Source organism: Dyella japonica DSM 16301 (genome assembly GCF_001010355.1).
GTDB lineage: Bacteria > Pseudomonadota > Gammaproteobacteria > Xanthomonadales > Rhodanobacteraceae > Dyella > Dyella japonica.
In genome coordinates this window covers 43,383-68,833 of the sequence record NZ_JPLA01000004.1, presented here as the reverse complement: position 1 = coordinate 68,833, position 25,451 = coordinate 43,383, and the positions used below count along the sequence as shown (strand labels likewise).

Below are 25,451 nucleotides of genomic sequence, written 5' to 3'. Positions count from 1 at the left end.
GGGCGTCCTTCCTGGACGCCCTTTGCTTCTACCCGATGATTTCCTGATTACCAGCCCATGCCCACGCCCACGCCGACCGAGCTGTCGCCCCCGGTGACCGAGGCACCGACGGTGATGTTGGCGCGCTTGCTGATGGCGCGCTGGTAGCCGACCGAAATGGCCTTGGCACCGTTGGAGAAGCCCGTGCCGGCGCCGAAGCGGTTCTGCGTCTCGATGCCGCCGAGGCTGGCCGCCATCGTCATCATCGAGGTGCTCATGGCGTTGCCGCCGCTGATGCGCTTGTTGACGTTGCGGAACTGGTCGTCCATCTGCTGCTGCATGCCGGCGACCTGATTGGCGACGTTGCCCACCTGCTGGTCCGTATAGCTGTTGGCGCTGCTGGTGGCCGAGCTGCTGGCCTGGTTCATCTGGGCGACGTTCACCGCATCGGTATCGACCGTGCCGGCCTTGACGTTGGTGAGCTGACGCTCGTTGCCCTGCGAACCCACCGACACGGTGTCGTCACGATCGGCCACCGATCCGCCGCCGATCGCGGTCGAGTGCTTGCCGGTCGCCTTCGCCGCTGGCGCACCGGCATCGTTGGAGGCGATCGCCTTCGACGTGCTGGTTGCCTGGGACACGACCGCATTGAGCTGCCCCACGTTCACCGCATCCGTCTCACCGACGCCGGCCGCCACGTTGTGGATGGCCGTGCCGCTGGCGGCCTGGCCGTTGCCCAGCGTGACGCTGCCGTGGTTGGCCGAGCCGTCCGCGTTGCGGTCGTAGGTCACGGCGGCATTGGCCGTGCCGTCGCCATTGATCACGCCGGCGGCCTTCAGCTGTGCCACGTTCACCGCATCCGTGTCGGCGGTGCCGGCCTTGACGTGGGTGATCTGGCGCTCGTTGCCCTGCGAACCGACCGACACCGAGTTGTCGCGGTCAGCCACCGAACCCGAACCCAGTGCCACCGACTGCTTCGCCGTCGCCTGCGCACCGCCACCCATGGCCACCGACTCCTGGCCCGAGGCCACCGAATCGGCGGCCGCCGAGCTGGCGTGGAAGAACTTCACGCCGTTGCCGCCGGTGGTGATGTTGCTGATCGACTGGCTCAGGTTGGCGATGGACGCCGCGTGGTTGGCAATGTCGGCAGTGTTCTGCGCCACCCGCTGGTTGGTGGCGAACAGCTGGCTGCCAGTGACGGCCTCCTTGCTGGAGGCGCTGACCTCACCCTCGGCCACGCCCGCCAGCTTGCGCTCGCCGTCCGTGCCGGACACGTCGACCAGCTTGCCGCCAGTGTCCTTGGCCACGCTGACGACCTTGCTGCCGGCGTCCTGCTTGACCAGACCCAGCTCGCCGTTGGCGATCTGGTTGGTGATGCTGCTGACGCTGCCTTCCACATTGGTCACGCGGCCGCCCAGCGAGGCGATGTCCGTGGTGTTCTGGGTGACGCGGCCGTCGATGTTGCTGACGTTGGTGGTGAGCGTGCCGATGTCGCCTTCGTTGGTGGTGACGCGGTGGTCCAGTGAAGAGATATCCGTGGTGTTCTGGGTGACGCGGCCGTCGATGTTGCTGACGCTGGTGTTGATCGTGCTGATGTCGCCTTCGTTGGTGGTGACACGCTGGTCCAGCGAGGAGATGCTCGTCGTGTTCTGGGTCACGGCCGCATTGGTCGCGTTGAGCTGTGACATGTTGACGGCGTCGTTGCCGTTCACGCCGGCCTTCACGTTCTTCAGCGTACGAGCGTTGCCGCCCTGGTCGGCAAAGTCCACCGCTGCGCCATCGGTGGCCTTGCCCACCGTCAGGTCCGCGCCGGCCGAGGCCTGTTGCACCATGCCCACCGAGCCGCTGTTGATCTGGTTGGTGAAGTTGCCGATGCTGCCTTCCACGTTCGTCACGCGGCCGTCGAGCGAGGAGATGCTGTTGGTGTTCTGGGTGACACGGCCGTCGATGTTGCTCACGTTGGTGTTGATCGTGCTGATGTCGCCCTCGTTGGTGGTGACGCGGTGATCCAGCGAGGCGATGTCCGTGGTGTTCTGGGTGACGCGGCCATCGATCTTGCTGACGTTGGTATTGATCGTGCTGATGTCGCCTTCGTTGGTGGTGACGCGGTGATCCAGCGAAGAGATATCCGTGGTGTTCTGGGTGACGCGGGCGTCGATCTTGCCCACGTTGGTGTTGAGTGCGCCGATATCGCCTTCGTTGGTGGTGACGCGCTGGTCCAGCGAGGCAATGTTCGTCGTGTTCTGGGCCACGGCCGCATTGGTCGCATTGAGCTGCGACATGTTGACGGCGTCGTTGGCGTTCACGCCGGCCTTCACGTTCTTCAGCGTGCGGGCATTGCCGCCCTGGTCGGCGAAATTCACCGCTGCGCCATCGGTAGCCTTGCCCACGGTCAGGTCCGCACCGGCCGAGGCCTGCTGCACCATGCCCACCGAGCCCTTGTTGATCTGGTTGGTAAGGGTGCTGACGCTGCCTTCCACATTCGTCACGCGGCCATCCAGCGAGGAGATGCTGTTGGTGTTCTGGGTCGTACGGGCATCGATGTTGCTGATGTTGCCCTCGTTGGTGGTGACGCGGTTGCCGAGCGAAGTGATGTTCGTGGTGTTCTGGGTCACGGCCGCATTGGTCGCGTTGAGCTGCGACATGTTGACGGCGTCGTTGACGTTCACGCCGGCCTTGACGTTCTTCAGCGTACGGGCGTTGCCGTTCTTGTCGGCGAAGTTCACCGCAGCACCATCGGTAACATTGCCCACGGTCAGGTCGGCACCAGCGGAAGCCTGCTGTACCAGGCCCGCCTTGCCGTTGTTGATATTGGTGATGCTGGTGTCGAGCGCACCCAGGGCGCCATCCACCTTGCTGAAGCCAGTGCCCACGTCCGCCGCCGCGCCGCTGGTGCCGCCAATGCGGTTGGCATTGGTCAACGCGTAGCTCGGCGCGGTCACGGCGCCAGTCGCGCCGTTGAACGCTGCGCCGCCGCCCAGCGCGTTCACCACCGGGGTGAGCTGCGAGACGTTCACAGCGTCCTTGGCAGCCGTGCCGGCACCGATATTCTTGATCTGGCCCGCGTTATTGATATTGACGATCTGACCGGTCAGTCCGGCGCGGAACCCGATCATCTGGTTGGTGCCGTCGGCGTAGATCAACGTGCCGGCGGCTTCGATCTCACCAAGATCCGACGCCCCGGTCGGCACATACGTGCCGCTGTAGCAGGTGGAGACGACACCCGTGGTGGACAAGGCCTGCTGGGCCCCCGCCGGGTCCTTCGTGCAGAACTGAGCAGCCGAGGCATCGCTTGCGGCAAACAGGCCGGCAAGGCCCAGGCCAACCAAGGCGACGGCGAGCTTGGCTGCCTTGGCGCCCTTCTTGCGGCCCTTGGCCAGCTCCGAAGCAACGACCCAGCGGCCGGTAACAGCGTTCCAAACGATGCGGTAGATGGTGTTCATGGCAAGACCCGAGCGAGGAGAGGAAAGTGATGGCCACTTCCGTTTGGCTTGCCGGACGTCCTTGCCGTCCACGAAGCACATGGTCCGCTCGAGGGGTCAGCCGAAACATAAGAACTGTCTGATCTGCGCCGATATCAGATTTGTCTCAGGTGGGTCTCTTCCAAGAAAAAAAAGGCGCCCGGAGGCGCCTTTTTCTATCGCTGACGTTGGGAATCAGTGCCTGAAATGGCGGATCCCGGTAAACACCATCGCCATGCCGTGCTCGTCCGCTGCCGCGATCACTTCCGCATCGCGCATCGAACCACCCGGTTGGATCACCGCCTGGATGCCAGCCGCCGCCGCCGCATCGATGCCGTCGCGGAACGGGAAGAACGCATCGGAGGCCATCACCGAGCCGCGCACTTCGAGCTGCTCGTCCGCGGCCTTGATGCCGGCGATCTTGGCGCTGTACACGCGGCTCATCTGGCCCGCGCCCACGCCGATGGTCTGGCGGTTTTTGGCGTAGACGATGGCGTTGCTCTTGACGTACTTGGCCACCTTCCACGCGAAGATCAGATCATCGATTTCGGTGGGCGTGGGCGCGCGCTTGGTGACGATCTTCAGATCCTCGGCCTTGACCATGGCGCGGTCGGCGGTCTGGATCAGCAGACCCGAGCCCACGCGGCGGCAATCGTTGCCCGGATGCGCCTTGCTCAGGTCGCCGTCGGCCGGCGGCGGGATCTCCAGCACGCGCACATTGGTCTTCTTGGCGAAGGCCTTGAGCGCGGCGTCCTCGTAGCCGGGCGCGAGCACCACTTCCACGAACTGGCGATCCACGATGGCCTTGGCCGTGGCCGCATCCACCACGCGGTTGAAGGCGATGATGCCGCCGAAGGCCGAGGTGGGGTCGGTCTGGTAGGCCAGGTCGTAGGCACGGCCAATGCCATCCAGGCTCACCGCCACGCCGCAGGGGTTGGCGTGCTTGACGATCACGCACGCCGGCTTGGTGAAACTACGTACGCATTCCCACGCGGCATCGGAGTCGGCGATGTTGTTGAACGACAGCTCCTTGCCCTGCAGCTGGCGGAACGTCGCCAGCGTGCCCGGCGCCGGATACAGGTCGCGGTAGAACGCGGCCTGCTGGTGCGGGTTTTCGCCGTAGCGCAGGTCCATCATCTTCACGAAGCGACCGTTGGCCTGCGCGGGGAACGCGTCATGACCGGCGATGGCGTCGTAGCCGTCGTTGAGCTTGAGCGCGGACAGATAGTCGCTGATCGCGCCGTCGTAATTGGCCACGCCATTGAACGCGGCGACCGCGAGCTTGAACCGCGTGGCGCGGCTGAGGCCGCCATGTGCTTCGATTTCCGCGAGCGCCTCGTCGTACTGGTCCGGCGAGGTGAGCACGCCCACGTCGTTCCAGTTCTTGGCAGCCGAACGGAGCATCGCCGGACCGCCGATGTCGATGTTCTCGATGGCTTCTTCCAGCGTGCAATCGGCCCGCGCCACGGTCTGCTCGAACGGATAGAGATTGAGCACCAGCAGGTCGATCGGCGCGATGCCCAGTTCGGCCATCACCGCATCGTCGGTGCCGCGGCGACCGAGCAGGCCGCCATGCACCTTGGGGTGCAGCGTCTTGACGCGCCCATCCATGATCTCGGGGAAGCCGGTGACGTCGCTGACGTCCTTGACCGGGATGCCCGCCTCGCGCAACGCCTTGGCGCTGCCGCCGGTGGAAAGCAGCTCCACGCCGGCCTGGTGCAGGCGCTGGCCCAGCGCGATCAGTCCGGTCTTATCGGACACGCTCAGCAGCGCGCGACGAATGGGGGATACGGCAGAGGCAGGCATGACGGCTTCCAGGACGGGGAAGCCAGACATTATAGCCGCCTGGAGCCGCTATCGCCCGAAAGCGCCCGATGCGCCAGTTGGATGGCCAAATGCATGGAAGATGCGCGCCCGCGGCGGCGCGCATGGTGCAGCAGTGTTACAGCAGGCCGTGCGCGGCGAGCTTCTTGCGCAAGGTGGCGCGATTGATGCCGAGCACGGCAGCCGCGCGACTCTGGTTGCCGTCGTGCCAGGCCAGCACTTCGCGCAGGAGGGGGCCTTCGACCTCGCGGATGACTAGCGCGTGCAGACCCTCGTCGCATTCCGTATCGCCGATATCGGCGAGATAGCGGCGCACGGTGCGGCTGACGCATTCGCTCAAGGCGCTCTGCGACGACGTCTCTTTCGGAGACTCGCTGGCAGGCAGTCGTACGGCGTTCACGGGCATTTCCCCTCACGTTCTAACGCAGCGACTACGTGGGCCACTGCAGTGTTTATTGCAAATACCGCTGGCGGCGGCTCGCATGGAACGCCGGGTGCAGCACAAGACGAAGGAGCGAGTGTACCCTCGCGTGCCGAGAATTTTAAGTACCCGTTCGGCAGGACGGCTCTGGATCACGCTCCCAAAATGTCCTATGGACAATCGCTTGCATTGGTGGCACGAGATGTGCCTGCGATGGATCCATCGAGCCGCCCGCGGCGACGGCGGGCGTCGCGTCGCGCGACATCAAATAGACGTCTATTCGAAATCGAACTCGAACGCCACGGCCTTGCCGCTGGGATCTTCCACTTCAAGCATCAAGGCCGCGCTGCCGTCCGGCGGTATGCCTTTCTGCAAGGTGGCGTTGTCGCCGAGATACTCCGCCGGCCGCAGCCGCCGCATGGCGAGCTTGCTGCCATTTGCGTCGGAAAGCGTGATCGACACCACCGGATAAGGCTGTGCGAACGATGCGTCGTTGTGCACGTTGGCGGTGATCAGCAGCGCGCCCGGCACGGAGGGATGGGCCTGCACGTCGCGGGCGACCAGGCTCAGCCGCGCCAGGTCCTGCACCAGCGGCAGCTGGCAGCCCATGGCGCCGCAGGCCTGCTGCAGCAGCGGGCCCACCGTGTCGTCGCTGATCAATGCATCGCGCTTGGCCCAGGCCAGCTGCGCGCCCAGCGCCAGCAGCAGCACGGTGCTGGCGCTGATCCAGGGCCAGCGGCGCTTCTTCTCCGGTTTGCGCGCGAAACGCGGCGCCACCACCAGGTGGGCGAACTCGTCGAACACATCGTGGGGCGCGGGCGCCTCGGCCACGGCCGCCGGCTCGGCCGCCGGGCGATAGACCGCCAGATCCAGCCGCGGCGGCGCCTCGGGCATGCGCGGGGTGAGATGCTCGAACGGCTCCGGCGGCAGCTGGTCGCTCAGGCTGGCCAGGGCGTCGAAGACGGTGTCGCAATGTCCGCACACGACCTCGCCGCGCGCCTGCGCAAGCGTTTCCGTATTCAACGAGAACACGGTGAGGCATTCAGGACATTGAGCGTACATGCGGACCGTGCTGACCGGATTGCAACAAGCCTAGTGCACCGCGCGAGACAAATCACCCGCAGGCATGCCGGTATCGTGAACGGTCACTCAGTGGCTCGACGTACTAGCGCGTCGTCGCACGTCGGCCGCTGATGCGCACCCAGTCCTCCTGGGTGTCGACACGCAGCTCATCGAACCACTGGGCATAGCGCGCCAGCAGTTCCTCTTCCTGGCCCTGCAGGATGCCGGAGATGGCGAACGGTGCGCCCGGCTTGGCGGCGGCGGCAAAGGTCGGCGCCAGATCGCCCAGCGGGCCGGCGAGGATATTGGCGATGAAGACGTCGGCGGGCTCGGCGATCAGATCCTCGGGCAGGTACACCGCGAGGCGATCGGCCACTTCGTTGCGCTCGGCGTTGTCCGCCGAGGCGATCAGCGCCTGGGGGTCATTGTCCACGCCCACCGCGCTGGCGGCGCCGAGCTTGAGCGCGGCAATGGCCAGGATGCCCGAGCCGCAGCCGAAATCCATCACGCTCTTGCCCTGCAGATCCAGGCTGTCCAGCCACGCCAGGCACAGCGCCGTGGTGGGATGCGTGCCGCTGCCGAACGCGAGGCCTGGATCCAGCCGCACGACCACGATCTCCTGATCGGCGGGCGGCTCGATGTTCCACGGATAGATCCACAGGCGCCGTCCGAACGGCATCGGCTTGAACTGGTCCATCCACGCGCGCTCCCAGTCCTCGTCCGCCACGTCGCGGAACAGCATCTGCTCCGGCTCCAGCCACGGCAGCAGGTCCCCCAGGGCTTCGCCCAGGCCGCGTCGATCCGTGTCGGCCTCGAACAGCGCATTGAGCGTGATGGTCGGCCACAACGGCAGCTCGCCCACGCCGGGTTCGAAGATGGCCTGCTCATCCGGCGTCTCCGCATCGGCATCCTGCAGCGTGATCGACAGCGCGCCCAGATCATCGAGCGCCTCTTCGACACGAGGCTGCTGTTCGGCACGGACGGTGAGGGAGAGTTCAAGCCAGGGCATGGGGCGATCCTGCGATATCAGGCGTGCATTGTCGCCGAAGTGAGGGCGATGGTGCCTCTCTCTTTGTGGGAGCCCACCTTGTGGGAGCGCACCCTGTGCGCGACGGCGGTCGGTGGTCGCCATGCGGATCGGGAGATTCGGCAGCCCAGAGGTACACCCTTGCTCCGCGGTCGCGCACAGGGTGCGCTCCCACAGGGGATTCGATCGTCTCTACGGTGCCGCGCCCAGAAAGCTCTCGTGCTTGCGGTAATACTCAAGCGCACGCGCGAAATCCTCAAGCGCAGGCGACGGCTGCTGCCGCCGCAGCACCAACAACACCTCAGCGAAATCCGCCGCTTCCAGAAAATGCCGCAGCTCGTGCTGCGCAGCGAACTCAGGCAGCGCGGCGCCGTGATCGGCGATCAGCGCATCATCCTCATCGCCAACATGCGAGAGATACAGCCGGCACGAAGGCTCGGTGATGTTGCCGCGGATATAGACCCAGGCGTAGCGGTCCCAGCCATCGCCTTCGTCGAAGGCCTCGGTGATGGCGTCGATCGCTTCGCGCAGTGTGAGCAGGGCAGACATCGTGGTCAGGCAAACCGGCGAGTCGGCTAGGCGACTCGCCGGCCACACATCAGCCGCCGTGGGCGGCCTTTTCCTTCTGCTCGGCCATGCGCTTTTCCAGGTAGTGGATGTTCTGTCCACCATGCTGGAAACCGGCGTCGGCCATGATGCGCTGCTGCAGCGGGATATTGCACTTCACGCCTTCGATCACCGTCTCGGCCAGCGCCAGGCGCATGCGCGCGATGGCGGTTTCGCGATCCGGGCCATGCACGATCAGCTTGCCGATCATCGAGTCGTAGTTCGGCGGGATGCGGTAGCCGTCGTACAGGTGTGTATCCACGCGCACGCCCGGGCCACCCGGAGCCTCGAAACGCTTCACCGTGCCCGGCGAGGGCAGGAACGAATCGGGATCTTCCGCGTTGATGCGGCATTCGATCGCGTGGCCGTGGATCTGGATGTCCGACTGCTTGATCGAGAGCTTCTCGCCGCCGGCGATCAGTAGCTGCTCGCGCACCAGGTCGATGCCGGTGATCAGCTCGGTCACCGGATGCTCCACCTGGATACGGGTGTTCATCTCGATGAAGTAGAAGCGGCCGTCTTCGAACAGGAATTCGAAGGTGCCGGCGCCGCGATAGCCGATGCGGATACACGCATCCACACAGACCTTGCCGATCTGCTCGCGCAGTTCCGGCGTGATGCCCGGCGCGGGTGCTTCTTCCACCACCTTCTGGTGGCGACGCTGCATGGAGCAGTCGCGCTCGCCCAGGTGGATGGCGTTGCCCTGGCCGTCGGCCAGTACCTGGATTTCCACGTGACGCGGATTTTCCAGGAACTTCTCCATGTACACCTGATCGTTGCCGAAAGCGGCCTTCGCTTCCTGCTTGGTCATGGTGACGGCATTGCCCAGGTGGGCCTCGGTGCGCACCACGCGCATGCCGCGGCCACCGCCGCCACCGGCGGCCTTGATGATCACCGGGTAGCCGATCTCGCGCGCAATGCGGATGTTCTCTTCCACGTTGTCGCCGAGCGGACCGCCCGAGCCCGGCACGCACGGCACGCCGGCGGCCTTCATGGCGCGGATCGCTTCCACCTTGTCGCCCATCAAACGGATCACGTCCGCGGTGGGGCCGATGAAGATGAAGCCCGACTGTTCCACCTGTTCGGCGAAGTCGGCGCGCTCGGACAGGAAGCCGTAACCCGGGTGGATGGCCTGGGCGTCGGTGATTTCCGCCGCGGCGATGATGCGCGGGATATTGAGATAGCTGTCGACCGACGGCGCCGGGCCGATGCAGATCGACTCGTCGGCCAGGCCTACGTGCTTGAGGTTACGGTCTGCGGTGGAGTGCACCGCCACGGTCTTGATGCCAAGACTGTGGCAGGCGCGCAGCACGCGCAGGGCGATTTCGCCGCGGTTGGCGATGACGACTTTTTCGAGCATGGGCATGATCGGTCAGCCGGCTCAGGCGATCACGAACATCGGCTGGTCGAATTCCACCGACTGGCCGTTTTCGAGCAGGATGGCGGTCACGGTGCCGGCCACGTCAGCCTCGATCTGGTTGAACATCTTCATGGCTTCGATGATGCCCAGCGTCTCGCCGGCCTTGACCTGCTGGCCGACCTTCACGAACGCGGCGGCGCCCGGGCTGGAGGAAGCGTAGAAGGTGCCGACCATCGGCGCCTTCACTACATGCCCGGCGGGCAGCGCGGCCTCGGCCGGCGCGACTTCCACCGGCGCGGCGACGGCGACGGGCGCGGCAGCCACCGGTGCGGCCTGCATCACCGGGGCGGCGGTCACGGTGCCCTTGGGCACGCGCGACAGGCGGACCACTTCTTCGCCTTCCTTGATCTCAAGTTCCGCGAGGTTGGATTCCTCGAGCAGGTCGATGAGCTTCTTGATCTTGCGCAGGTCCATGGTTCAAACCTTTTCGTTGAGGCCGCCGCAGCGGCCGGAATGGGAATATGTGGGCGACAGGCCCGGGATTCAGGAGGCGGACGCGCCAGCGCGGTCCAGCCGGTTCAGGGCGGCATCCAATGCCAGCCGGTAGCTGTCTGCGCCAAAGCCGCAGATCACCCCCACGGCGATGTCCGAGAGGTAGGAATGCCGGCGGAACGCTTCGCGGGCATGCACGTTGGACAGATGCAGCTCGATGAACGGGATCGCCACGCCCGCCAGCGCGTCGCGCAGGGCGATGCTGGTGTGGGTGAAGGCGCCCGGATTGATCAGGATGATCGCCGTACCGTCCAGGCGGGCCTGGTGGATGCGCTCGATCAGGGCGTGCTCGGCGTTCGTCTGGAACGCTTCCAGCCCGTGCCCGGCGCTCTGGGCGCGCTGCACCAGCGAGGCGTCGATATCGGCCAGCGTGTCGCGTCCGTAAACCTCCGGCTCGCGAGTGCCCAGCAGATTGAGATTGGGTCCGTGCAGGACCAGGATCTTCGCCACGCCCTTACCTTGGGTTGTGCCGGCAGGGCCGGCGTCCGGCGCGGAGTGTGCGCGTCACGGCCGATGTTGTCCAGTTCGGCGCAGTTCGGCGATGTTTGAAGGAGAAGTTAACGTTAAACCGTGCGGCGACGTATGGCCGCCGAAACCGCATCAGGGCGCGGCTGGGGCGGCCCAGGCCTTCAGGTCGTCGGCGTCCAGGATGCCCCGGCGGCTGAACAGCATGTGGCCGTTCTCGTCCAGAAGCACGCTGTACGGCAGCACTTGGCCGACGTTCCCCAGTCTTACCGAGGTACTGGGGATGTCCAGGCTGCCCAGCAGGATCGGATAGTTCACCGGATGGGCGGCCAGGAAGGCGCGCACATTGGTCGGATCGTCCATCGCGATGCCGACGATGATCGGCCCCTTTTCGCCGACGTTGGCCTGTGCCTGAACCAGCGACGGGATTTCCTTCAGGCAGGGCCCGCACCAGCTCGCCCAGAAGTTGATCAGCACGCGGCGGCCGCGGTACTCGGACAGGCGATGTTCCTTGCCGTCCAGGTCGCGCAGGGCGACATCGGGCGCCATCTCGCCGGTCTGGGCGACCTGCACGCCCGCCGGCACGCGGGCGCGCTGGCTGGCGTGCTGCAGCCAGCCGCCCACGCCGGCGACCAGCACCGCGGCGCCCAGAATGATCCCGTTGCTGCGGCTGATCATGGGTTGGCGGCGACCGGCGTGCCAGCCGCCTTGGTCAGCGCTTCTTCCACCAGCGAGGACGTGAGCACGGTCGGCAGCATGCGGCCTTCGCCGCCATCCTTGGGGAACACCACGTAGAGCGGCACGCCCGGCGAGTGGTATTGCTGCAGGAAGGCGGCGATGGTCGGGTTCACGTCGGTCCAGTCGCCCTTCATGTAAACGGCGCCGGTCTTCTTGAGCAGATCGCGGAAGGCGTCGGTGTCCAGCACGGCGTGTTCATTGGCCTTGCAGGTGACGCACCAGTCGGCGGTCATGTCGACGAACACCGGCGTGCCGGCCTTGCGCAGTTCGGCCAACTTCTCCGGGGAGTAGGCAACCACGCCATCCGTCGCGACCACGGCCTGCGTCGGCGCCTGCACCTTCGACAGATAGAACAGCGGCACGACCGTGAGGGCGAGCAGGACAACCACGGCCACGCGGCTCAACGCGCCACGCGAACGGCTGCGCTCGAACCACCACAGCGTGGCCGACAACAGCACCACGGCCACCAGCACCAGGCCCACCGCATCGGCGCCGCGCTGATGCGCCAGCACCCAGATCAGCCACACGGCGGTGAGGTACATCGGGAAAGCCAGCACCTGCTTGAGCGTCTCCATCCACGCGCCCGGCCGCGGCAGCATCCGCGCCAGCGCCGGCACGAAGCCGATCGCCAGGAACGGCAGGGCCAGGCCGATGCCCAGGGTCAGGAACACCAGCAGCGCATTGATCATCGGCGCGGCAAAGGCGTAGGCCAGGGCGCTGCCCATGAACGGCGCGGTGCACGGGCTCGCCACCGCCACCGCAAGCACGCCGGTGAAGAAGTCGCCCGCATGACCCGAGCGCGAGGCCAGACCCGAGCCCACATTGCCCAGCGAGGTGCCGAACTGCACCACGCCGGACATCGACAAACCGACGGCGACCATCACGCAGGCCAGCACGCCCACCACCACCGGCTGCTGCAGCTGCGCGCCCCAGCCCAGCGCATGGCCGGCGGAGCGCAGCGCGACGATGGCGACGCCGATCAGCGCAAACGTGCAGAGCACGCCCGCCGTATAGAAGAGGGCGTGCGAACGCGCCTTGCTGTGGCTCTCGCCGCTTTCCAGCAGGCCGACCGCCTTGATCGACAGCACCGGCAGCACGCAGGGCATCAGGTTCAGCACCAGGCCACCGCCCAGTGCCAGCAGCAAAGCGGTCAGCAGGCTCACCTGCAGCGGACCCGTGGCCAGGCCTGCCGGCGGCATTTCCGGTGCCGGCTCGGCGACTGCGCCGCTGGTGGGCGTGGCCGCGCTGAGGTCGATGGTTAGCGCGCGGGTCATCAGCGGGTAGCAGATGCCGCCGTCCTGGCAGCCCTGGAAGCTGGCTTCGAGGTTCACCGTCTTGAGCGCGGACGTATCGCCTTCGATGGCCACCGGCACTTCGATCTGGTCGAAATACACCGTGGTCTTGCCGAAGTGCGCATCCTCATGTTCCACCCCGGCCGGCCACTCGGGCTTGGCCAGGCTGAGGCCGTTGGCGTCCTTCAGCTTGAGCGCCGTCTGGTCGCGATAGAGGTAGTAGCCCTTGGCCACGGTCCAGCGCAGCAGCAGGTGCTGGCGGTCCTTGGCGAGCGCCTCCAGGTGGAAGGCTTGTTCCGCGGGCAGGGTGGCCGCGCCGCCGCTCTTGCTGGAACCGAGCTTGCCCAGCGCCGCGCTCATCGCATCGCCGCCACTGGCCACGCCCGCGCCGGCCGGCACCGGCAGGCTCAGCTGCTCGGTATGCGGCGGATAGCAGATCTTCGGATCCACCTCGTGGCAGCCCTGGTACTGCACGCTGAGCTTCAGCTCGGTGGCGCCTGCGGCGACGGTGTACGGCACGGTCGCGTCGACGCCGCGGTGATAGGTCTCCACGTCGCCCAGGTACTCATCGTGGTGCTTCTCGCCGTCCGGAAGCTGCGCCTCGCCCAGCGTGGCGCCGTCCGCCGCCTTGAACTTCATGCGGCCGCGGTAGAGGTAGTAGTCCGGCGCAATTGTCCAGTGCAGCTTCACCACGCCGGGCGTGGAGGCGTCGGCGGTGAGCTTATAGGCCTCGGTCACCGGCAGCAGGCCGTCCAGATCGTCCTGCGCCAGCGCGGGCAGGGCGACGAACAACAGGCACAGCAGGCTGAGGAAGCGGGCGGCCAGTCGGCCAGGGTGGATCAGGCGCATTGCGGCTCCAGCATGGAGAGACCCGCGCCGTGGCGCAGGTGAACCGGGATTATGGCTCAGCTAGCCGGCGGGCCGGGGAAAACCCGCCGGAGCTCAGGAGTGTTCTACAACTACTTCGTTTGACACGGGGCCGCGGTTACGGCGCAGACGCAGCAGACCGGTGGTGAGTGCCACGCCAAGCAGGATAACGATGCATCCGCCGGCCATCGCCAGGGTCACCGGTTCATGCAGGAAGACCAGCCCCCACACCACCCCGAACACCGGGATAAGAAACATCACCACCATGCTGCGCGAGGCCCCGACGCGGGCCATCAACCCGTAAAACAGCACATAGGCGAGCGACGTGCACAGGGCCGCCAGGCCCAGTACGGCCAGCCAGGCCGTCCATCCCGGGGTCTGGGTGGGCCACATCCAGACGGTAAAGGGCAGCAGCAACACGGCGGCGGCGAGCTGGCTGCCCGTGGCGACACTGAGCGGCGTGACACCGCTGCGCAGGCGGCGATGGCTGTAGTGCGCGCCAAAGGTGTAGCAGACATTGGCACCCAGGCAGGCTGCCATGGCCCAGCCCATGGCATGCGAGCCACCACCGAAGCCCACCGTGCCGGCCACCAGCCACACCACGCCGGTAAAGCCGATCACCAGGCCGCTGGCCTGCATCGGGCTCAGCTTCTCGCCCAGCAGCATCCAGCCCGACAGCGCGACCAGCAGCGGCGCGATGGCATCAGAGATGGCCGAAACGCCTGCCGGCAGGCTTTGCGCGGCGAACGAAAACAGCACGAACGGCAGTGCCGAATTGGCGATGCCGACGATGGCGATGTCGCGCCAGTGCGTACGCATCTCGGTCAGTCGCGTGCGTGTCAGCAACGGCGCCGAGCAGATCGCTGCACCAATGGCGCGCATGCCGGCCAGTGCCATGCCGCCGAACTCGTTCGCGCCCATGCGCATGAACAGGAACGAGGCACCCCACAGGGCTCCCAGTACGACGAGGGCAGTGATGTCGGAGGTCTTCATGGTCATTGGCTCGTTCTTTTTGTCCGTCATTCCTGCATTCGCAGGAATGACGGTAGGGGATGGGGCTTCGTATATAGAAGTCTATCCGCCCATCGCGTCAGAACCTGTCAGCAGTCTTCAGGCCTTTGGCGCTGCGCCCTGTCCAAACAACACCCGACGCTCTTCGTCGGACAGCGGCTGCTTGGGCGTGTACGCATTCTCAACGCCCTCATAGGTGCGAACGGTGGCCGGCCTCTGCGACATGGCGATAAACCAGCGCTCCAGGTTCGGAAAATCCGCCAGATTCTGGCCGTGCGCCTCATGCGGCACGATCCACGGATAGCAGGCGATGTCCGCGATGGAAAACTCGCCGGCAATGAACTCGCGCCCGGCCAGCCGGCGATCGAGCACGCCGTAAAGCCGTGCCACTTCGCGGGTATAGCGATCGATCGCATAAGGCACCGGCTCGGGCGCATACACCTTGAAGTGCCCGGCCTGGCCGGCCATGGGCCCCAGCCCTGCCACCTGCCAGAACAACCACTCCAGCACCTCGATGCGAGCGAGGCTGTTGGTGGGCAGGAACCGGCCGGTTTTCTCCGCCAGGTAGATCAGGATCGCCCCGGATTCGAACACCGTCACCGGCGCGCCGCCCCCGGCGGGCGCGTGATCGACGATGGCCGGGATCTTGTTGTTGGGCGAAATGGCCAGGAATTCGGGCTTGAACTGCTCGCCCTTGCTCAGGCTGACCGGGGTGATGAAGTAGGGCAGGCCGGCTTCTTCCAGGAACAGCTTGAGCTTCAGCCCGTTGGGCGTGGCGGCAAAGTACAGCTCGATCATGGCGGGGCTCCCTTGAGTGGATGGTGACAGTGTCGGGCCTTCACTGGTCTTGAAAAAGATCCAGAACAAGGGAAATCTTTAGGACCAGTCAACCTTCCCGGACGCCGCCATGGAACAACCCCTGGCTTTCCCGCTGGATATTCCCTTGCGGGGGCGCCTGCAGGCGCTGCATGGACAACTGCGTGCGGCGATCCTCGATGGCCGCCTCCGCACGGGCCAGCCCTTGCCGTCCACGCGAGCGCTGGCCACCTCGCTGGGACTGTCCCGCAACACCATCGTGGCGGCCTACGACCGCCTGCTCAGCGAAGGCTATATCGTGTCCCGCCAAGGGGCGGGTTATCTCGTCGCCCATGCCGGGCCAACGCAGGCGACCACGCCGCGCTCGACCGGCGGCGAAGAAAAACGCCTGCAACCGCAATGGCGCGACGCGATCTTTCCCTCGCCGATGAATGCCTTGCCGCCAGCGCGCTATGACCTGCGCGTAGGTCTGCCCGATGCCTCGCGGTTTCCCTTCGAAGCCTGGCGAAAATTGTCCGCGCGCGCCTTGCGTTCGTTGTCGCGCACGCCCTCGTTCTATGACGCGGCGACGGGACGCGAGGCATTGCGCGAGGCCATCGCCGGGCATGTGTCGTTCACCCGCGCCGTCACCTGCAGTGCGGCGGACATCATGGTGGTCGGCGGCGCGCAGCAGGCATTCGACCTGCTGGCGCGCATCCTGGTGACGCCGGGTCGCACGGCGGTGGCGGTGGAGGATCCCGGCTATCCGCCGCTGCGCCAGACCTTCGAAGCCGTCGGCGCGCAGATCGCGCCGGTACCGGTGGATGACGAAGGCATCATCGTCGAGCAGATCCCACGCCATGCACGCGTGATCTACGTCACCCCTTCGCACCAGTTTCCCGTCGGCATGGCGATGTCGCCCGCGCGTCGAACGGCCTTGCTCGAGTTCGCGCGACAGCATGAGGCAGTGATCATCGAGGACGACTACGACGGCGAATTCCGTTACGGCGGTCGTCCGCTCGATGCACTGCAGACGCTCGATCGCGACGGCTCAGTGTTCTACGTCGGCACCTTCTCCAAGAGTCTGTTCCCCTCGCTGCGGCTGGGCTATCTGGTGGCGCCCGCATGGGCCATGCCGGCGCTGGCCTGTGTGCGCCAGCTTGGCGATCGGCACAACGACGTGCTGGCGCAGGACACGCTGGCGCTGTTCATCAACGAGGGCCATCTCGCACGCCACGTGCGCAAGATGCGGCGCATCTATGCGGAACGGCGCGAAGCCTTGCTCGAGGCGCTGTCGCGGCACGCCGGCGAGGCCTTGCTCCCGTTGGCCTCGGATGCCGGGCTGCATATTGCCGTACAGCTGCAGTGGCCGGTGGCGGCAAGCCAGCTGGTCAAGGACGCGCAGGCGATCAACATGCGCATCGAAGCGCTAGGTGATTACGCCATCGGCGGCACAGGCCCGAACGGCCTCGTCTTCGGCCTGGGCGGCATGCCGGCCACGCGCATGGACGAGGCTGCGCGCGCGCTGGCCGGTTTGCTGCAGACGTACCGCCCGCGCTGACACTGGTTCCTTGATTTCTGCGAAAACTGGATCTGTTGTCGGACCACTGCTCGGCGGAACATGGCCTCATCTTTCTGAGGATGCCTCGCCATGCGTTATCTGTTCCTGCTCTGCCTGGGTCTGGCCTGCACGCTGGCGCAGGCGTCCGAGTCCGGCCAATCGCGTGCGGAAACGGCGGGCCGCAGCCTGGTCGGCCAGCCGGCGCCGCGCATGGTGGTGAAGACCATCGATGGCCAGACCATCGACCTGGGCGCGCTCTACGGCAAGAAAGCCGTCTATCTGAAGTTCTGGGCAACCTGGTGCGTGCCCTGTCGCGAACAGATGCCGCACTTCGAGCGCACCTACGAACAGGCCGGCCCCGACATGGCGGTGATCGCGATCGACGTGGGCTTCGACGACAGCGTCGAAGAAGTGCGCAAAGTGCAGAAGCAGCTCGGCTTGGGCATGCCCATCGTATTCGACGATGGCTCGCTGGGCGAAGCATTTCACTTGCGCGTGACACCGCAGCATGTGGTGATCGGCCGCGACGGACGCATTGCCTATGTCGGTCATATGGCCGATGAAAAACTCGACGCGGCATTGGCGCAGGCACGTCGTCCTTCGTCAGCCAGCGTCGCCTCCGCTGCGCCGCCGAAGGATGAGCCGCACTACAACGTGGGCGATCGCGTGCCGGCGTTCGACCTGCAGACGCTCGATGGCAAATCGCTGCCGGCCTTCGATGCCGGACGACCGACCGTGCTGCTGTTCCTGTCGCCGTGGTGCGAGTCGTATCTGGCCAAGAGCCGTCCCGCCATCGCGCAGAGTTGCCGCACCGCGCGTGAGCGGGCCGAGGTGCTGGCGCGCGACACCCATGCGCGCTGGCTCGGGATCGCTTCGGGATTGTGGGCCACCCATGACGAACTGGCCGACTACCAGCGCGAACACCACATCGCCATGCCGCTGGCCTTGGACGACTCCGGAGCCATGTTCCGCCGCTTCCGCGTGATGCACGTGCCCACGCTGATCGTGCTGGATGCGCAAGGCAAAGTGATTAGTCGCACGGAAGATGTGGACGCCGCGCTGCCGCTGCAGACATCGGCCACCGTCACGAGGCGCTGATCATGAGAGCGACCCGGTTTCTCATCGCCATGTTGACGCTAGCAGCCGTCGGGGCCGCCAAGGCGACGCAGGACGATACCCTGCTGACGGCAGCGCTGACGCAGGCGCCCGGCCAATCGCTGGAAGCGTTGCGGGTGACCTACGCGCCCGGCGAAGCATCCAAGCCGCACTCGCATGACCGCGATGCCTATGTCTACGTGTTGGACGGCCTCGTGCGAAGCCAGGTGGAAGGGCAGGTCTTGCGCGTTTATGCGACGGGCGAAAACTGGTTCGAGCCCGCCGGCGCGCGCCATCTCGTCAGCGCCAACGCCAGCAGCACCGCGCCGGCCACCATCCTGGTGGTGTTCGTCGGCAAGCCGCATCCATCGCGCCAGTAGTCAGCGATGCGTGCGGTAGCGTTCGAGCGCGTCGCCGAGCCGCTCCCGTAGTGAGGTCAGGTACGGGGCGTAGTGCGTCCACTGATCGATGCCGCCGCGGAAGATCGGCTGGCGCACCTGCTCGGAGCTTGCCGTGCGCACGCTGCGCCGCGTTTGATGGAACGCCAGGCATGCTGGGTCGAACGGCAGGCCGCAGTAATCCAGGATGCGCCGCACATTGCCTGCAAGATCGTCCACCACCTCTTCGTGATGCACGCGCAGCACGCGGCCGGGCAATACGCGGTCCCAATGTTCCATCACGTCCAGGTAAGTGCGGTAATAGCGTGCGATGTCCTCGATGCTGTAGGTGAACTCCTGGCCCGTCGCGAACAGCTGCTTGAGATTGCTGAAGCAGCAGGCCATCGGCTCGCGCCGCGCATCGATGATCTTTGCGTTGGGGAACATCAGGTGGATCAGCCCAAGGTGCCGGAAGTTGTTGGGCATCTTGTCGATGAAATACGGCGCCGTGCCGCGATAGATGCGCGTGTCGCGCAGGTAGGCCTCGCCCATCCTGCGGAACTCGTCCGTCGGCATCTGCGCCAGCACTCCCGGATAGCGTGGGTCGTCGAGATCGGGGTCGCGGCCCTGCAGTTCCAGCACCATGCGCGGGATGTCCGCCAGTTCCTGCGTGCCATCCACCAGCGGATGCGATGCCAGGATCTGCTCCAGCAGCGTAGAACCCGAGCGCGGCAGGCCCACGATGAAGATGGGGTCCGCGCTGGAGTCTCCGGCACCGGCACGTTCGGCGAAGAACGCTGGCATGCACACCTCGATCTGTCGGCGTGTATTGGTTTCCATGATCTCGGGCCGGTAGCGACTCTCCGATCGCTTGAGCGCGTTGCCCTTGTCATAGTGCTGCCAGGAGGCGGCGTAGTCGCCGCGGTCCTCCCATGCCTTGCCGAGCGCAAAGTTCAGGTGATAACCGTCCACCAGCGACGTCGACGGCATGGCCACCTGCGCGAGCATGCCGTCGATTTCTCCGTCGGTGAAGCGGTAGGTCTTGAGGTTCGCCATGCTCCAGTAGGCGTCGCCGAAATCGGGCCGCGCGGCGATGGCAGCCCGGTAGGCATCGATGGCCTCGGCCTGGCGTCCCTGGGTCTTCAGCGAGTGGGCCAGCGACAAGTGCAGGTCTGCTGCCCTAGGCACGACGCGAAGAAGTTCGCGATACAACCCGATGGCGCGATCGTGTTCGCCCAGGCCGACGTTGGCGCTGGCATGCAGGGCGCGATAGTCGAGATGGTGCGGATCGATGGCAATAAGCTGCTCCATCTGCGCGCAGGCTTCCTTGTACCGATGTCGTTCGAACAGCACTTTGGCATAGTCGAAGCGAGCGGCATGGTGCTCCGGTGCAAGCTGCAGCACCGCTTCCAGCAGGATGTCGGCGTCGTCGAGCACCTCGCGCGCAACGGCCACGCGCGCGAGCAAGCGCATGCCTTCCACATCGTCGCCCACACGCTGCAAATAGCCACGAATGACCCATTCGGCCTGCACCAGATCACCGTCGGAGAACAGGCTGGTGGCGTGCACCACCGCTGGGGCGAGGCGCTTGAGCGTCGCCACATGATCGGCGGCCAGTTGCGCGTTCGCCTGGTCACCAGCCATGCGATAGAGCCCCTCCAGCAGATTCCAGCTCGAGGGCAGTGCGGGATTGATATTGACCGCGCGTAGCAAGGCATCGATGGCCTGCGCCGCGTCGCGTCGCACGACGTGGCAGTGGCCGCGCTCTTCGTGCAGACGACTGAAGGCAGGATGGTGCTGCTCGAGCACGATCAAGCTTTGCAGGGCGTCGTCGATCTGCCCCAGGTGACGCTGGCTGCGGGCGAGCAGATGCATCACGTCGCGATTTTCCGGCAGTTCCCGCGCCAGCCCCAAGGCCAGTTGCAAGGCCTGCGGGTGCTGTCCCTCCTGCTGCAGTTGCCGCAGCTGCGCTACCTGCTGTTCGACGGACATGGTGATCGGATCGGTGAGCGCTGCGTTCATGCCTGGCCTGCGGGGACGATGGGGTGGGCTTGCGCCCACCCCATGCTAACGATGCACTCGCGACGGGCAGATGTCAGAACTTGTAGCCGAACTTGACGCCCACCACGCGCGGGCGCAGCGGCACTTCGGACTTGATGAACTGTGCCGACGAGGTGAACACGCTGGCGTGGCTGTTGCTCAGGTTGGTGCCGTAGAGCGACAGGTCCCAGGCGTCCTTGGCGATGCCCAGCGAGGCGTCGTAGGTGGTATAGGCCTCCTGCAGGTAGCGCAGGTCCACCGTGGTCGGGTAGATCACACCTTCGCCGCTGGGATAGGTCGCCGGCTGGTTGTACATCGAACCCATGTGGCTGGCGCCCGCCATGGCGAATGCCTTGTAGGCGCCGTTGAAGGCCCAGTCGTAGCGGGCGCGCAGGTTGAACTGCGAGCGCGGCGAGAAGGCCGGCACGCTGCCCTCTTCGCCGAACGGGTTGGCGAACGGCTGCAGGCCCTGGCCGGCGATCGTCACTTCGGTGATGCACGCGCCGTAGGACGGGGTATTGGGGATGTTGCCCACCAGGCACGGCGAGGTGGTCTGCTTGGAACGGTTGAACGACCCCGAGCCCATCAGCGAGAAACCTTCGGTGATGCGTGCGTCGAACTGCAGCTCGATGCCGTCCACCTTGTAGTCGGGACCGTTGACGCCAAACGTGGTGTTGCCCAGCACCAGCGGGTTGAAGAACTGCATCTGCACGTTGTTCCACTTCATGTGGTACAGCGAGCCGTTGAACAGCAGGTGGTTGTCGAAGAACTCGGTCTTGAAGCCGATCTCGTTATTGGTCAGCGAGTCGGGCGCGTAGCTCAGCGGCTTCTTGTACTGCGGGCCATCCGGGCCGGCGGCCACGGCCTTGGTGGTGCGGTTATAGGCACCGGGGCGGAAGCCCTGCGAGAAGGTGTAGTAGACCATCGCGTCGGGCGAGATGTGCCACACCAGGTTCGCACGGCTCTTGAAGCCGTGATACGAACCGTTGAGGCCTTCGGCCGTCATATTGGTGGCATCGCCGCCCGTGCATTGTCCATTGGGCACGTTCACGCAGTTGGAGCCGGTGCCGTACTGCGAACCACGCTGATATTCGGAGTAGTGGTAGTAACGCGTACCGGCCGTGGCGGTAAGCACTTCGGGAATGATGTCGTACGACAGCGAACCGAATGCCGCGACCTGGCGATAACCACGCTGCTCGTCTTCGCCGAACGCGGTGCTGTCGCTGCGCTGGCCCGGATCCATCTGCGCGGTGCCGGGATACGGCACCACGTTTGCCACGCACGGCGCACCGCCGGCCAACGCGTTGGAAAGATTGACCGGCGTACACGACGGGATCGTCTTGTAGTTGAAGTTCATGTCGTCGAGGATCTTGAAGTCCTCGAAATACAGGCCACCAATGGCGCGCAGGCGGCTGTCTTCCGGCGTGCTGAAGCGCAGCTCGTGGCTCTGGTGCGTGCTCTTGACCTGGTCATTCCAGTAGCCGATCGGCGAATAGCAACGCGGTGTAGTGCCGGCACCAAGACCCGTGCCACCGGTGCAGCTGTAGTACCAGCCGCCCACGGCGCGCGCGTAGTTGGTGTAATCCTGCTGTTGGCTGATGTGGCGGTCGGTGTAGCCGCCGGTGTAGACGACGGAGAGATCGCCGAGCTTGCCGTTCACCGTCCATGCCGTGTTGGAGTAGCGGTCCTTGTCCCAGGCCGGTACGAACACGGTGGTCTGCAGCGGTTGCAGCTGCTGGCCGTCCGAGCTGATTGGATAGGTCGACGACTGGCCTTCCGCATCCATCTCCTGGTAGCTCTGCGCGATCAGCACATCCCAGTCGTCATTGATCTTGTAGAGGCCGGACACGCGCCCGCCCTGATAATCGACCGGATTCCAGTCCTTCCTGGCAACCGCGTTGTTGTTGGCGACCGGACTGCCCGGCACGGTGCAATAGCCGGTGCTGGTGGGCAGGCCGTTCGGGCACAGGCCGCCGGTGGGCTTGATGTTGGCGTAGAAGTTGCCGCCGTCGCTGTTGTTGCGCGTGAACGTGCTCGGCACGTTGTCGATATAGCCGCCGCGGTGGTCGTTGTAGATGACGCCGCGCAGGGCGAAGGTGCCGGGGATGATCGGCAGGTTCAATACCGCACTGGCCGAGTTGTTCGGACCGCCGCCGGCCGTGACGCCCGTGCTGGCCTCCACGTTGCCGCCGACCTTGTTCAAGTTGGGCTTGTTGGTGATGTAACGCACCGCGCCCGCCTGCGCGCCGCCGCCGAACAGGGTGCCCTGCGGACCTTCCAGCACTTCGACGCGCTCCATGTCGACCATGTAGATGTCGAGGTTGCGTGCGGGGAACTGCATCGACTGGTCGTCGAGATACACCGCCACGTTCGGGAACGGCGCAATCGACGCGCTCGACTGGTTGCCGAGGAACCCCGTGCTCAGCCCGCGCATATAGATGTTGCCCTGGCCCGGGCCGTTCGCGGCGAAGGTGACGTTGGGCAGGTACTTGATGATGTCGTCGAACGTGCTGACGTTGAGCTGCTGCAGCGTCGTTCCGGTGAACGCCTGCATGGTGATCGGCACGTCCTGCATGTCCTCGTTGGCATGCTGCGCCGTGACCGTGATGGATCCCAGCGTGGACACCGAAGAATTCTGCGCCGCCGGTGCGGGCGCGGCCGGCGCCGCGTCGTCGGCGTAGGACACGCGAGTGACCGCAAGCGCGGCAAGCACCGCGCAAGTGATGGCATTGATCTTCAAGACGCACTCCCCGAGGTTTGATGTCGCCGATCAGCGTCGGCAGGCTTATGGCTACTCGGGCCGGGAGGCTAGGGAGGGGCGATGAAATGCCCGTGACTCGGACTAGGCAACGAATGCCCGCTGTCTATGCTTTCGAAGGGACGGCCCAGAGCCCGCGCCGCTGTGCGGAGAACGAAGCGTGACGACCGTCACAGCCGTTGCCTGCCGGCCACCCACGCCGAACGCACCACGGGCTCGTGCTTGTGCATGCATACGCGCAGCAGGTCGGCGCGCAAGCCCTCGGCCAGTCGACCCCGGTCGTCGAAGCCCAGTGCAGCGGCGGGCGCCGTGGTGACCGTGGCGATGGCGTCAGGCAGGGCCCATCCCGCCTGCTGGTGCAGGATGAAGGCCCCGGGAAGCAGGCTGGTTGGCATGTAGTCGGACGAAAGGACGTCCAGACATCCAGCGCGCGCCAGCGCCATGGCGGCGACGTTGCCGGCATGCGAGCCACCACGCACCAGGTTGCTGGCGCCGGCAACGATGGTGAGTCCGTGTTCGCGCGCGGCCCGTGCCGCGGCCAATGTCGTGGGAAATTCGCAGATCCTCGCGCCGAGGCGGACAGCTTCCTCCACGTGTTCGAGATCGGTGTCGTCGTGGCTGGCCACCAGTACGCCGTGGCGGCGCGCCAGCGTCATCACGCCATCCAGCTGCAGGTCGCGATGAAGGCTTTGCTGCTGGCGCCGCTGCTCAAGCACGGCGGTGAATTCCTCGTCGCTCCAGGTGATGCCGCTGCGGCTGTAGTACGTGCGGTACTGGCGTACGTCGTGGTACTGGCGCTGACCGGGCGTGTGGTCCATCAGGGACAGTAGTCGCAAGTCCTTGCGCGCCACCAGGGGTTCGGCCAATGCGAGCAGGCCGGGCCAGCTCAGTTCGCAGCGCAGATGAAGGTAGTGCTCGCAACGCAGCAGGCCGTGACTGCGCGTCTCGTCGAGCGCGGCAAGTGCGCGCTTCAGCGTGTCGATGCGACCACCGTCTTCCTCGAGGTCGCCCAACGACATGGCGTCCAACACCGTGGTGATGCCCGCGGCCACCAGCTGGGCATCGTGCGCCAGCATGGCCGGCAGGGCTGGCCACGCCGCGCCGGCGCGTGGCAGCAAGTGCTTCTCGAGATTGTCGGTATGCAGTTCGAGCAGGCCGGGCAGCAGGAAATCGCCCTCGAAATCGATGGCGTCGTGCGGACATGCCTCGCCAGGGAAGAGCTGCTGGATATGTTCGCCTTCGATAACAGCGCCACCGACGGCAACCCGGTCGCCCAGCACCAGGCGCGCACGTGCAATGCGCCATGAACGGCCTTCCCGTGATGTCATGTCTGCGAAAACTGGGCTGTCCATACTTCCCGTCTGATCTCAATCGCCACCCATGCAGTCTGTGTCGGGAACATGCAGGAATGATGGCAAACCTCTTCGAGCCGCTGGACCGGTCCTGCGATGTGCCCGTTTGGCGTCAGATCGAACAGCAGGTATTGCAGCAGATCCGCAGCGGTGAACTTCGCGGTGGCGCCAAGCTTCCTTCGGCGCTGGAGCTGGCGCGGCGCCTCAACGTGAACCGGCACACGGTTCGCCGGGCGCTCGACTCGCTTGAACAACGCGGCGCCATTCTTGCCGACCCCAGCCGCGGCCTGCGCGTGCGCGAGGAGTGCTACGACTACCCGATCGGTCGTCGCACCAGCTTCAGCCGCAACATGCATAACCTCAACGTCAGCTCGGGCAACAAGGTATTGGGCACGGCGCTGGTCATGCCGCCGCAGCGCGTGGCCGAATCGCTGGCCTTGGCGCGCGGCGAACGCGCGTGGTGGATCGAATCCTCCGCGCATGCAGAGGGCCGCGTGCTCGATCACGGCCAGGCATGGTTCCCGGCGGCGCGGTTTCCCAAGCTTGGCGATGTGTTTCAGCGCACGGGTTCGGTAAGCCTCACGCTGGCGGAGTTCGGCATCGCCGACTATTTCCGCAGCTACACGCGGGTGACCGCGCGACTGGCAGGGAGCAGCACCGCGCGCGTTCTGGAGCAATCGCCCGAGCTGCCGGTGCTGGTGGTGGAGTCGCTCAACGTCGACGACAAGAATCAGCCCGTGCAGTACGGGCTGACCTGCTTCGCGGCAGAGCGCGTGCAGCTGGTGATGTCCACCGCCGAGCGCTGAAA

General features: G+C 65.8%; 20 protein-coding genes. 4 read left to right on the top strand and 16 right to left on the bottom strand.

Going from position 1 to position 25,451, the window contains the following annotated elements:
* Positions 1-47: 47 nt before the first annotated feature.
* From Y882_RS20535 to Y882_RS02140, 13 genes are all read right to left on the bottom strand, one after another.
* Positions 48-3,422 carry an ESPR-type extended signal peptide-containing protein gene (locus tag Y882_RS20535; RefSeq protein ID WP_052949597.1) on the bottom strand — a complete coding sequence of 1,125 codons (3,375 nt, stop codon included), beginning with the start codon at positions 3,420-3,422 and terminating at the stop codon, positions 48-50.
* Between the two features lie 213 nt (positions 3,423-3,635).
* The gene (gene purH / locus Y882_RS02195; protein WP_046970234.1) at positions 3,636-5,246 is read right to left on the bottom strand and encodes a bifunctional phosphoribosylaminoimidazolecarboxamide formyltransferase/IMP cyclohydrolase; all 1,611 of its coding nucleotides are present in this window, start codon (positions 5,244-5,246) and stop codon (positions 3,636-3,638) included.
* Between the two features lie 136 nt (positions 5,247-5,382).
* A complete protein-coding gene (locus Y882_RS02190) occupies positions 5,383-5,670 on the bottom strand; it encodes a helix-turn-helix domain-containing protein (RefSeq protein ID WP_046970233.1) in 288 nt (95 codons plus the stop codon).
* A gap of 291 nt (positions 5,671-5,961) precedes the next feature.
* Positions 5,962-6,747, bottom strand: coding sequence for a zinc-ribbon and DUF3426 domain-containing protein (locus Y882_RS02185; protein WP_046970232.1), 786 nt, complete (start codon positions 6,745-6,747; stop codon positions 5,962-5,964).
* A 103-nt stretch (positions 6,748-6,850) separates the two neighbouring features.
* Positions 6,851-7,756, bottom strand: coding sequence for a 50S ribosomal protein L11 methyltransferase (gene prmA / locus Y882_RS02180; protein ID WP_046970231.1), 906 nt, complete (start codon positions 7,754-7,756; stop codon positions 6,851-6,853).
* 210 nt (positions 7,757-7,966) lie between these two features.
* A complete protein-coding gene (locus Y882_RS02175) occupies positions 7,967-8,323 on the bottom strand; it encodes a DUF7716 domain-containing protein (RefSeq protein ID WP_156171302.1) in 357 nt (118 codons plus the stop codon).
* Between the two features lie 49 nt (positions 8,324-8,372).
* On the bottom strand, positions 8,373-9,740 hold the full coding sequence (accC, locus tag Y882_RS02170) for an acetyl-CoA carboxylase biotin carboxylase subunit (protein WP_046970229.1): 1,368 nt from the start codon (positions 9,738-9,740) through the stop codon (positions 8,373-8,375).
* Between the two features lie 21 nt (positions 9,741-9,761).
* Positions 9,762-10,214, bottom strand: a complete 453-nt coding sequence (gene accB / locus Y882_RS02165; protein WP_046970228.1) for an acetyl-CoA carboxylase biotin carboxyl carrier protein — start codon at positions 10,212-10,214, stop codon at positions 9,762-9,764.
* A 69-nt stretch (positions 10,215-10,283) separates the two neighbouring features.
* Positions 10,284-10,742 (bottom strand): type II 3-dehydroquinate dehydratase, encoded by a 459-nt coding sequence (gene aroQ, locus Y882_RS02160; protein WP_046970227.1) that lies wholly within the window; start codon positions 10,740-10,742, stop codon positions 10,284-10,286.
* Between the two features lie 150 nt (positions 10,743-10,892).
* Complete coding sequence (locus tag Y882_RS02155) at positions 10,893-11,435, bottom strand: TlpA family protein disulfide reductase (protein ID WP_046970226.1); 543 nt, start codon at positions 11,433-11,435, stop codon at positions 10,893-10,895.
* Positions 11,432-13,636, bottom strand: a complete 2,205-nt coding sequence (locus Y882_RS02150) for a protein-disulfide reductase DsbD family protein (RefSeq protein ID WP_046970225.1) — start codon at positions 13,634-13,636, stop codon at positions 11,432-11,434. The genes Y882_RS02155 and Y882_RS02150 overlap by 4 nt, the downstream gene beginning before the upstream one ends.
* A 93-nt stretch (positions 13,637-13,729) precedes the next feature.
* Complete coding sequence (locus tag Y882_RS02145; RefSeq protein ID WP_046970262.1) at positions 13,730-14,647, bottom strand: DMT family transporter; 918 nt, start codon at positions 14,645-14,647, stop codon at positions 13,730-13,732.
* 117 nt (positions 14,648-14,764) lie between these two features.
* Positions 14,765-15,463 carry a glutathione binding-like protein gene (locus tag Y882_RS02140; protein WP_046970224.1) on the bottom strand — a complete coding sequence of 233 codons (699 nt, stop codon included), beginning with the start codon at positions 15,461-15,463 and terminating at the stop codon, positions 14,765-14,767.
* 109 nt (positions 15,464-15,572) lie between these two features.
* Between Y882_RS02140 and pdxR the strand changes: the two genes are divergently transcribed.
* From pdxR to Y882_RS02125, 3 genes are all read left to right on the top strand, one after another.
* Entirely contained in the window at positions 15,573-17,021 is a 1,449-nt protein-coding gene (gene pdxR / locus Y882_RS02135) for a MocR-like pyridoxine biosynthesis transcription factor PdxR (RefSeq protein WP_046970223.1), read from the top strand.
* A gap of 90 nt (positions 17,022-17,111) precedes the next feature.
* Complete coding sequence (locus Y882_RS02130; protein ID WP_046970222.1) at positions 17,112-18,119, top strand: TlpA family protein disulfide reductase; 1,008 nt, start codon at positions 17,112-17,114, stop codon at positions 18,117-18,119.
* A 29-nt stretch (positions 18,120-18,148) separates the two neighbouring features.
* Positions 18,149-18,496: a cupin domain-containing protein gene (locus Y882_RS02125; RefSeq protein ID WP_052949595.1), complete on the top strand. Its 348-nt coding sequence runs from the start codon at positions 18,149-18,151 to the stop codon at positions 18,494-18,496.
* On the opposite strand, the gene Y882_RS02120 is transcribed toward Y882_RS02125, so the two are convergent.
* The 3 genes from Y882_RS02120 to Y882_RS02110 form a co-directional block, all read right to left on the bottom strand.
* Positions 18,497-20,515, bottom strand: coding sequence for a tetratricopeptide repeat-containing sulfotransferase family protein (locus Y882_RS02120; protein ID WP_244466165.1), 2,019 nt, complete (start codon positions 20,513-20,515; stop codon positions 18,497-18,499).
* Positions 20,516-20,588: 73 nt separating this feature from the next.
* Positions 20,589-23,273, bottom strand: a complete 2,685-nt coding sequence (locus Y882_RS02115; protein WP_082120897.1) for a TonB-dependent receptor — start codon at positions 23,271-23,273, stop codon at positions 20,589-20,591.
* Between the two features lie 188 nt (positions 23,274-23,461).
* Entirely contained in the window at positions 23,462-24,619 is a 1,158-nt protein-coding gene (locus Y882_RS02110) for an alpha-D-ribose 1-methylphosphonate 5-triphosphate diphosphatase (RefSeq protein WP_046970220.1), read from the bottom strand.
* A gap of 80 nt (positions 24,620-24,699) precedes the next feature.
* Between Y882_RS02110 and phnF the strand changes: the two genes are divergently transcribed.
* Positions 24,700-25,449: a phosphonate metabolism transcriptional regulator PhnF gene (gene phnF, locus Y882_RS02105; RefSeq protein ID WP_162207381.1), complete on the top strand. Its 750-nt coding sequence runs from the start codon at positions 24,700-24,702 to the stop codon at positions 25,447-25,449.
* Positions 25,450-25,451 lie beyond the last annotated feature (2 nt).

What these genes read in the sequence shown, in the direction of transcription:
- Y882_RS20535 (WP_052949597.1), bottom strand. Translation starts at nt 3,422, where the DNA reads ATGAACACCATCTACCGCATCGTTTGGAACGCTGTTACCGGCCGCTGG.
- purH (WP_046970234.1), bottom strand. Translation starts at nt 5,246, where the DNA reads ATGCCTGCCTCTGCCGTATCCCCCATTCGTCGCGCGCTGCTGAGCGTG.
- Y882_RS02190 (WP_046970233.1), bottom strand. Translation starts at nt 5,670, where the DNA reads ATGCCCGTGAACGCCGTACGACTGCCTGCCAGCGAGTCTCCGAAAGAG.
- Y882_RS02185 (WP_046970232.1), bottom strand. Translation starts at nt 6,747, where the DNA reads ATGTACGCTCAATGTCCTGAATGCCTCACCGTGTTCTCGTTGAATACG.
- prmA (WP_046970231.1), bottom strand. Translation starts at nt 7,756, where the DNA reads ATGCCCTGGCTTGAACTCTCCCTCACCGTCCGTGCCGAACAGCAGCCT.
- Y882_RS02175 (WP_156171302.1), bottom strand. Translation starts at nt 8,323, where the DNA reads ATGTCTGCCCTGCTCACACTGCGCGAAGCGATCGACGCCATCACCGAG.
- accC (WP_046970229.1), bottom strand. Translation starts at nt 9,740, where the DNA reads ATGCTCGAAAAAGTCGTCATCGCCAACCGCGGCGAAATCGCCCTGCGC.
- accB (WP_046970228.1), bottom strand. Translation starts at nt 10,214, where the DNA reads ATGGACCTGCGCAAGATCAAGAAGCTCATCGACCTGCTCGAGGAATCC.
- Y882_RS02155 (WP_046970226.1), bottom strand. Translation starts at nt 11,435, where the DNA reads ATGATCAGCCGCAGCAACGGGATCATTCTGGGCGCCGCGGTGCTGGTC.
- Y882_RS02150 (WP_046970225.1), bottom strand. Translation starts at nt 13,636, where the DNA reads ATGCGCCTGATCCACCCTGGCCGACTGGCCGCCCGCTTCCTCAGCCTG.
- Y882_RS02145 (WP_046970262.1), bottom strand. Translation starts at nt 14,647, where the DNA reads ATGAAGACCTCCGACATCACTGCCCTCGTCGTACTGGGAGCCCTGTGG.
- Y882_RS02140 (WP_046970224.1), bottom strand. Translation starts at nt 15,463, where the DNA reads ATGATCGAGCTGTACTTTGCCGCCACGCCCAACGGGCTGAAGCTCAAG.
- pdxR (WP_046970223.1), top strand. Translation starts at nt 15,573, where the DNA reads ATGGAACAACCCCTGGCTTTCCCGCTGGATATTCCCTTGCGGGGGCGC.
- Y882_RS02130 (WP_046970222.1), top strand. Translation starts at nt 17,112, where the DNA reads ATGCGTTATCTGTTCCTGCTCTGCCTGGGTCTGGCCTGCACGCTGGCG.
- Y882_RS02125 (WP_052949595.1), top strand. Translation starts at nt 18,149, where the DNA reads ATGTTGACGCTAGCAGCCGTCGGGGCCGCCAAGGCGACGCAGGACGAT.
- Y882_RS02120 (WP_244466165.1), bottom strand. Translation starts at nt 20,515, where the DNA reads ATGAACGCAGCGCTCACCGATCCGATCACCATGTCCGTCGAACAGCAG.
- Y882_RS02110 (WP_046970220.1), bottom strand. Translation starts at nt 24,619, where the DNA reads ATGACATCACGGGAAGGCCGTTCATGGCGCATTGCACGTGCGCGCCTG.
- phnF (WP_162207381.1), top strand. Translation starts at nt 24,700, where the DNA reads ATGATGGCAAACCTCTTCGAGCCGCTGGACCGGTCCTGCGATGTGCCC.